At 42.8% G+C, this 6,700-nt stretch carries 7 protein-coding genes; 4 read left to right on the top strand and 3 right to left on the bottom strand.

Translation table 11 applies throughout. From position 1 onward, the window contains the following. Nucleotides 1-65: 65 nt before the first annotated feature. A complete protein-coding gene (qhpG, locus tag QUB77_RS31175; protein ID WP_333180877.1) occupies nucleotides 66-1,238 on the top strand; it encodes a flavin-dependent monooxygenase QhpG in 1,173 nt (390 codons plus the stop codon). A gap of 26 nt (nucleotides 1,239-1,264) precedes the next feature. Next, nucleotides 1,265-2,644: a C45 family peptidase gene (locus QUB77_RS31170; RefSeq protein ID WP_333180876.1), complete on the top strand. Its 1,380-nt coding sequence runs from the start codon at nucleotides 1,265-1,267 to the stop codon at nucleotides 2,642-2,644. Between the two features lie 440 nt (nucleotides 2,645-3,084). Here QUB77_RS31170 and QUB77_RS31165 read toward each other — a convergent pair whose 3' ends face one another. From QUB77_RS31165 to QUB77_RS31155, 3 genes are all read right to left on the bottom strand, one after another. Further along, nucleotides 3,085-4,512, bottom strand: coding sequence for a DEAD/DEAH box helicase (locus tag QUB77_RS31165; protein ID WP_333180874.1), 1,428 nt, complete (start codon nucleotides 4,510-4,512; stop codon nucleotides 3,085-3,087). A gap of 196 nt (nucleotides 4,513-4,708) precedes the next feature. Beyond that, entirely contained in the window at nucleotides 4,709-4,846 is a 138-nt protein-coding gene (locus QUB77_RS31160; protein ID WP_333180872.1) for a hypothetical protein, read from the bottom strand. Between the two features lie 194 nt (nucleotides 4,847-5,040). Then, a complete protein-coding gene (locus tag QUB77_RS31155) occupies nucleotides 5,041-5,244 on the bottom strand; it encodes a hypothetical protein (protein ID WP_333180870.1) in 204 nt (67 codons plus the stop codon). 195 nt (nucleotides 5,245-5,439) lie between these two features. Here QUB77_RS31155 and QUB77_RS31150 point away from each other — a divergent pair, with 195 nt between their 5' ends. Together QUB77_RS31150 and QUB77_RS31145 are read left to right on the top strand one after the other, a co-directional pair. Beyond that, nucleotides 5,440-5,856 carry a XisH family protein gene (locus QUB77_RS31150; RefSeq protein ID WP_333180869.1) on the top strand — a complete coding sequence of 139 codons (417 nt, stop codon included), beginning with the start codon at nucleotides 5,440-5,442 and terminating at the stop codon, nucleotides 5,854-5,856. Beyond that, entirely contained in the window at nucleotides 5,844-6,173 is a 330-nt protein-coding gene (locus QUB77_RS31145; protein ID WP_333180868.1) for a XisI protein, read from the top strand. Before QUB77_RS31150 ends, QUB77_RS31145 begins: the two co-directional genes overlap by 13 nt. The last annotated feature ends 527 nt before the right edge of the window (nucleotides 6,174-6,700 follow it).

Below are 6,700 nucleotides of genomic sequence, written 5' to 3'. Positions count from 1 at the left end.
CCTCGAATGCAGGAACCTCGCTCTGTCTTGAAAGCTAAACTGCGAACGTGATTAAGCCTTTTTCAGTGCCATTGGACAATAGTTGGCAATCGCACCCCGGAGAATCAGGGTTTCAGGTCGATCGCGGTCGATTTGACCAGTTACTATTAGAAGCAGCCAAAGAAGTCGGGGTACGTGTTTTGCAACCGGCACGTGTCTCTCGTCCCCAACGGCAAGGACAATATCAATGGTTGGTTCCCGTTCGTTCGGGCGATCGCCACTACACCATCAAAACACGGTTTCTGGTTGATGCGACGGGAAAACACAGCCCCCTATCTGGGAAAAAACAGCGTTATTCTGCGGCGACATTGGCATTGTACGGTTATTGGAAAAACACCAGTTTTCATGGTGCAGAAAGTCGCGTAGAAGCAGGTGCAAATGAATGGTTCTGGGGCGCATATTTACCAAATGGTACTTTCAATGCAGCGGTTTTTCTGGATAAGCAGCGGTATGCCAAAATAGGAGGCGATCGGCAAAAATTCTATGAAGATATACTAGCAAAAACTACTTTATTCCCAGACTGTTTGCAGGGCAAGTTAGAAACTCCGGTGCAGATTTGCGATGCCTCGTCTTATTTTACCACAAATCCGATAGGGCTAGATTTTATCCGAGTTGGTGAAGCGGCACTTTCTATCGATCCGTTGTCTTCCCAAGGCGTACAAGTGGCAATGATGTCTGCTTTTACTGGCAGCATTGCAGTACACACAATTTTAACCCAGCCAGATAGCACCGATGCCGCGATGGCTTTTTATCGCGACAGACAGAGAGAAACCGTCGTTCGCAATCAAAAAACAGCGGCCCAATTTTATGCCGAACAAGATATTTATCCTGCTACTTCTTTTTGGCAAAGTCGCGCCCATAAGCCCCCGATCCAAAACCTAACTGAATGGCAATTGAATACTTCTCTCTTTAACCTCAACACTCGCATCCAGTTGTCGCCCGCGGCAAAACTGATGCTTGCGCCTGTCATCCAAGGGAATTTAATTGAGAAAGTTAAAGCCTTACACCATCCGGGATTAGATCGACCTGTAGCTTATTTGGGAAACGTTGTGATCGCCAGCTTCCTCGAAGAATTGGTTGCCGGACAAACTGTCTTGGAATTGATGCAAAAATGGTCAAAACAGCAAACTTTGCCGATTTGTTGGCAATTGCTGCAATGGTTTTGGTCTCAACATATTCTCGTCCCGCTTTGCCCCTAACCTATCTATTATTAAAAGGAAAAACAATGACTTTCACTCGTGCTCATCTCAATCAAACCGAACAAAACTACTTATCAAAAGCCTATCGCTTTGAAAGAGCAGGTTGGATATTTTTACATATTGAAGGTGCTCCATTTGAACGAGGGTTTCAGCACGGCTATTTACTTGCCAAAGAGCTAGAGGAAGCCTTAAAAACGATTAAATTTACCAGTAACTGGGATACAGGAGATACATTTGAGTCCTTGGGGAAAGCAGCAATGGATCTATACGATCATTGGTTAAACAAGGACGAGTTAGGTGGGGAATTTAAAACTGAGCTTGAGGGAATTGTAGCTGGAGCTTTGAAGGCGGGTGTAGAAATTTCCTATCCAGAGATTTTAGCTTGGAACGCTAATATAGAACTGTTGGGTGATTGGTGGCCCCAACATAAAAATACACAACCCGGAGAATTCCTGCGAGGTCATCACTGCAATTCCTTCATCGCTACGGGTGACAAAACAACCGCAGACGGTGGAATTGTTCTAGCTCACAATACTTGGGATACATACATCAACAGTAACTCCGCGAATATCGTCATGGATATTCATCCAGATCGGGGAAATAGCATTTTAATGCAGAGTGCGCCCGGTTTTTTGCACAGCGGTACTGACTTCTTTTTAACAGGTATTGGAATTATTGGTGCCGAAACCAGCATTGCTGGATTTTCTGGATATGAGGAAAAGAAAGCTCCTGAATTTTATCGAGTCAGAAAAGCCATGCAATATGCCCAAAGTCTTGATGAATGGATGGAGATAATGCAGGTTAATAATAATGGGGGGTATGCCAATAGCTGGTTAATTGGAGATATCCGCACAGGAGAGATTGCGCGGCTGGAATTGGGATTAAAATATGTCGGTATCACCCGCAAGCAAGAAGGATATTTCTGGGGATGTAATGTCGTTGAAGATCCGAGAATTCGCAATCAAGAATGCGATAACGTAGGGTATTCCAACCTACTCCAAAGTGGTGGGCGTCGGGTGCGTTGGGAGCAACTTCTGGCTGAGTATTGCGGGAAAATTAACATTGAATCTGCAATGGCAATGATTTCCGATGATTACGATGTTTACCTCAAAGAACACAATTCATCAAACCGCACCATCTGTGCTAGGTTCGATCGCGATCCTGCTGCCTTTAATCCTCTAGAATTCGGGTCTTACTATCCTTATGGAGCTAATGATGGTAAAGTAACGGATAGTACGATGGCTAAACAAATGAGTTTCTTGGGTCGCTACGGACATCCGGACGGCTCAACATTCAATGCTAAACAATTTTTAGAAGAACAGCCTCAGTATGCTTGGCAAGGTGAGTTTCTCAGAGATAAACCTCATCAGCCGTGGGTGAATTTTTCCGCTCGTAACGAGGGATAGATTTAGCCAAACAATGGTCGCTCTGCGTTTACAGTTATAGAAAACATTGCATTAGGGAAACTTAAATCTGTTAACAGACAAAAATTAGTAGCGGTCGAGAGACCGTTTTCTGTTTTGAGTAAAATTTTATTGAGTCTTTAAACAGCAGCCCATGTTTTATTTGATATTAGGACTTACGCAACTGGCAGACTCCAATCGATTTGTAGGATGCATCAGACTTTCGTTATAAGGCGATTATCAAGGGTTGGGGATAGTAGCGCACCTTACTAATTGTGCCAGTTACATAAGTCCTGTACTTGTAGGGTGCTGATGGCACACGTTACTACTACAGATAGTGTAAAGATTGATTCATGCAGCGTAAGTCCCGATGGAGAAGCTTTTTAAAAGTTGAGTGTTACTGACTGTTTTCTACAAACGTATGTGCCTCTTGGTTGAAGACTTTACCTCTTGGTTGAGAAGTTTACATTGTACTTGAGAATTTTATTGTTTGAGTACGAGTCATTGGGGGCAACAAATAATATCCGATATCGGCAGCGGCTTGCACCGACATAATAAAGTCGATGGTACTCTTTAAGTTTCTGTTGCCTGCTCAAATCTTGACCTATTAACAATCTGCTGAAAAGGTCGCTTCCGTCAATACCAACTTCATCAAAAGTGCTGCCTTGCGAATTGTGAATAGTCAGAGCAAAGCAATTGTCAATTTCAGCAAACAAGTCATCTTTGAACCAGTAATATTTCCTCCAAAGAAATCCATTGCGTTTAGCACTCTTTAGCTTTTCTTTAAGTTCAGCCTGGTAGCGCTTATTTTCAGACTCGTGCAGGACAAAGATTTGCCGAAATAAACCGTCATCAGTCACAAGTTTTAGCAGCCAAACTCGATAGCCGCAGTGCTGGTTAATCTCAACTTCCTTGACGGTAAATTCCGTTGAAGTCGGCAAAATTACGGTTTTGCCGTCAGGTGCCATGACGGGTTTTTTGGTAATTAGCCTTTCTCCCGGTACAAATCTGGATGCAGCTTGACCGTAGACTTGCTCTCGGATAAGCTGATTGTAGTATTTGACTCGTTTGTTAGTCCAGCACAGAATTCTGAAGCGATCGGGATTTTGACTAAATTCTCGATCGATCGTTTTGACAGCATATTGCAGCAGCGTTTCTGATTTGACTTTGAATGCACCGTTTGACTTGTCTCCTTTTTTGTATTTGGAATGCGGCAAAAATATGTCGGCTTTGTTATTGACAAAAGAGCGGCATTCTGTTATGAAATCGAGCACAGGGCTTTCCCCTGCTTGCCTGACAACTTGGGTCAGTACAGCTTTATTGGTAATGCTGAAAGCAGGCGACTTTTTGTCTCCTACAGGATTGAGTTGAGCGGGGTCGCCCATTAAAATTAGCTTGCGGTGATTGAAGAATGTGCGTTCAAAATTGCGTTCTATCCATTTCCACAATTCGCTTCCAACCATCGAACATTCGTCGAGGAAGATGATATCGTAGAGGTGCAGGCTGCTGGAACTTGTCTGTGACAATGCTTTTTCTTGTTCTTTTCTGACCATGCCTAACCCTAAAAGTTGGTGTATCGTCAGAAAATCAACTCCGAAAATGCCTTGAGACGCTGCCATTTTTCTGAGGATGCCGACTGCTTTGTTAGTAGGTGCTGTGAGGGCAATGCGTTTGCTTTGACTCAAGAGTTCTTGGATAATTTGGAAGACTATTGTGGATTTTCCAGTTCCTGCGTAGCCGCACAGCAAGAAGAATGACTCGGTAGTGGTTAGAAAGGTTCTCAATTTGTCAAGGGCTTGCTGCTGTTGCGGTTTGAGCGTGAAGGGAAATTGTGTATTTTCCTGCGGTTTTTTTAGTAAAGCTTGAATCATTAGTTAGTGCCAGATGCTAATTTTATCGTTCTCCTAATAAGCGTTAGCTTTTTCATTTATTTATCACCTAATTAGTCGGAGTTACAGCATATTACGTCTTTAAACTTTAGTCTTTCTATCATTTCTAGCTGCTGCACCCGCTGAGTTAGCTGCGGAGACGGAAGGTAGCTAGCACTGCTGGTCTGGGCTTCTTCGTCTAAATCAAAGTGAAAGCGGGTGATAATTGGCTGACCTGACCTACAGGCCCTAAAATGGCTCCAGAGCGTTCGGGCGGATGGTTGGCGATCTCCGTCTGAATGAAGTGCAAAACAGATTCGGAAATGTACAGCATCATGGTTTTCAATTGAATTAATTTTTGGGAGGTAGGGGCAAGGTTTTGTATGCCTTGCCCGCAGGTAAATTGTGAGCCAGGACTTACGCATGGGGCCCAGAGACCTGATTTTTTACGAAAATACTTCATTGGAGCAACGCAGATTTGGTAAAAAAAACCCGGTTTCAAGAAGTCGGAGTGCGATGATCGCGAACTGTTTAAGTGTGACTAAGTGGGACGATCTCGTTTTTAGAGGGTGTTGTTCGAGAGGTTGTCGATCGAGAAGGGGAACAGCCCGGTATGCAGGTAACTGCTGAAGCCTGTTGCCCAAAGGGATGTTTAGCTTCTTCTTGCTCTAAGGTGAGCAAGCCTCCTCCTTCAATAGTTGAAGCAGATGCGGCCATCGCTAAACACGTGGGCATCGTGGACATCGAACTTGCCGGCGATTGTTTTTTGCCTGCTATTGCTTTATCGAGGGTGAGGCGGATAGCGGGAAAGTTTTGGAGGGCGATCAGGATTCGCTGTGATGATATGATGACGGAATGACGCGGCCCTCTCTCAATTAAGAGCAGCTAGCAGAATTAAATAAAATTCTTGAGTTTGCTACTCTACTATATATGTCAGCTAAAGATATCTTTCATAATGCTGTTCGTTCAGCCTTAGAAAAGGAGGGATGGATAATTACTCACGATCCTCTCTTTATCAAAGTAGAGGAACTGGATTTTTTTATCGACTTAGCAGGGGAGAAAATTCTCGCAGCCGAGAAAGATGGTTTCAAGATTGCGGTAGAGATTAAGTCTTTTGTTGGGGCATCAGATTTAGCTAGCTTTTATATAGCTTTAGGTCAATTTCTCAGCTATCGTTCCGCCCTCCGAAAAAAACAACCAAATAGGATTTTGTATTTGGCAATAAACCAAGATGTGTACAATGATTTTTTCAGCAATCGATTTATTCAAGAATTAATCGCTGAACATGAACTCAAGTTACTCATTTTTGAAGCTATTAAAGAGGAGATAGTTTTATGGAAAGAATAAATTACGGAGAATTAGTTCAAACAATTTTGTCTCAACACTCCGGGAATGACCTAGATACTGAGACAGAAGTACAATTACTTTTTGACACTGAACGGGAGCATTATCAAGTGCTTCATTTGGGCTGGGACGAGCAAAAACGGGTTTACGGCTGTGTAATTCACGTTGATATAAAAAATGGAAAAATCTGGATTCAGAGGGATAGAACGGAAGCAGGAGTAGCGAATGAGTTGGTAGCTGCTGGAGTTCCTAAAGAAGATATTGTTTTAGCTTTTAAAGCTCCTTACGTGCGTCAATTTACTGAATTTGCCGTGGGGTAAATTGACTCAATTTGTCTGTTTAAATTATCGGTTTAAGTGAAAAATGGAGGAATAAATTGTTCTTTTTTTGACTCCGCCACATTTATGAGCAACTCAGTTGTTTACTGAACGAAAACTAGATGTATAAATTCATTTACCAGAAAGAATTGGTTGAAAGCCTCTCCCCTAAGCGGGAGAAATTAAAAGAAGACTATTCATTACTCCAATCCTCTTCCTTCCAGGTAGAGGTCTCTATCAACTGTCAACTGTCAACTGTCAACTGAATGAAAAGATGATTCAGCTTTAATGGTAGATATACCTTCACACAACTTTTCTAACTATTTCAAGCTAGCCATTGATATTGAGTCAATTTTGTAGAAAGCACTCAAATAAGGTGAGCGCTTTCTATCAAAACTCAACACTACCAACTTACTCACTACAGTACCTCGATGGGATTTGAATAAAATATTAGTTAGGGTCGAGAGAAGATATTACTATCCTCTCCCTCCCATTCGGAACCGTGCTTGCCACTTTCATGGCACACGGCT

Origin of the sequence: Microcoleus sp. AT9b-C3, from assembly GCF_036705485.1 — a bacterium.
Taxonomy (GTDB): Bacteria; Cyanobacteriota; Cyanobacteriia; order Cyanobacteriales; family Microcoleaceae; genus Microcoleus.
This window is presented reverse-complemented; position numbering and strand designations above follow the sequence as displayed.

Excerpts from the sequence above, each read along its gene's own strand:
- QUB77_RS31170 (WP_333180876.1), top strand. The coding sequence starts at position 1,265 with ATGACTTTCACTCGTGCTCATCTCAATCAAACCGAACAAAACTACTTA.
- QUB77_RS31165 (WP_333180874.1), bottom strand. The coding sequence starts at position 4,512 with ATGATTCAAGCTTTACTAAAAAAACCGCAGGAAAATACACAATTTCCC.
- QUB77_RS31160 (WP_333180872.1), bottom strand. The coding sequence starts at position 4,846 with ATGATGCTGTACATTTCCGAATCTGTTTTGCACTTCATTCAGACGGAG.
- QUB77_RS31155 (WP_333180870.1), bottom strand. The coding sequence starts at position 5,244 with ATGCCCACGTGTTTAGCGATGGCCGCATCTGCTTCAACTATTGAAGGA.
- QUB77_RS31150 (WP_333180869.1), top strand. The coding sequence starts at position 5,440 with ATGTCAGCTAAAGATATCTTTCATAATGCTGTTCGTTCAGCCTTAGAA.
- QUB77_RS31145 (WP_333180868.1), top strand. The coding sequence starts at position 5,844 with ATGGAAAGAATAAATTACGGAGAATTAGTTCAAACAATTTTGTCTCAA.